Consider the following 739-nt stretch of genomic DNA (forward strand, 5'->3'; position numbering starts at 1 on the left):
GACTTTCTAAGGCTTATCAACCTAACTAAACCACCTTATATTTTCTTCAGTTCAACAAAATCGGAGTTTATTCGGTTTATTGAGTATATGCAGGAAGATAAAGTAGATAATTGGCAAGCGTTCGATGGAGCAAAGCGGATTGTAGTGAATACATCTACAAGTTATAGCGGAAAATATGAAGATAACTTAGTGTATAAATTCTAAGAATAACGCCCTTTAAAGTTGGTTTAAAGGGCGTTTAAATTTAATCTAATTCAGATAATAAACAATAAAATGGCGGTGCTGATGGGGCAAGGGTTGAAGTAAATTGCACAACGCTATCTTTGCGACCATCTTCAATAAAACGAATATTTAAGAATGCAAGATTATACACAAAGGTTTGTCCCCGTCCGTTTGGTAAGGTGTATTGTGAACCGTCAATGGTAAAAGGTTGTTCTTCTCTTACCGCAACTAAGGCTAACTCTAACATCATTTCTTGCTCAGTTCTCATTTTGAAGGTTGTCATTTTAGGCTCTCCTGTTTTGCTTAAGTGACGACAGGATTACTCTGTTAGCCCTGCATAGCAAGTTTAGTTTGAGTGAAAATAACTAAGTGCGGTGTATTTAGGCTGGGGAGGTGTAGGCGGCTAGAGTGGGGTAATGTTATAAAGATATTTACACTTTATTTTGCATAGCAATATGATTTTTATACTATGCAAAATATTTTGTAAAGTTATGCAGAAAATTTTGCGAGTTTATAT

At 35.5% G+C, this 739-nt stretch carries 1 protein-coding gene and 1 pseudogene; one reads left to right on the forward strand and one right to left on the reverse strand.

The window, feature by feature from the left end; all coding sequences use genetic code 11:
* Positions 1 to 204, forward strand: a pseudogene (locus tag B0183_RS11750) (hypothetical protein); the annotation flags it as partial.
* A 40-nt stretch (positions 205 to 244) separates the two neighbouring features.
* Here the strand turns inward: B0183_RS11750 and B0183_RS11755 are convergent.
* Positions 245 to 505, reverse strand: coding sequence for a hypothetical protein (locus B0183_RS11755; protein ID WP_005714586.1), 261 nt, complete (start codon positions 503 to 505; stop codon positions 245 to 247).
* Positions 506 to 739 lie beyond the last annotated feature (234 nt).

The organism is Glaesserella parasuis, assembly GCF_002015085.1.
Classification (GTDB): Bacteria; Pseudomonadota; Gammaproteobacteria; order Enterobacterales; family Pasteurellaceae; genus Glaesserella; species Glaesserella parasuis.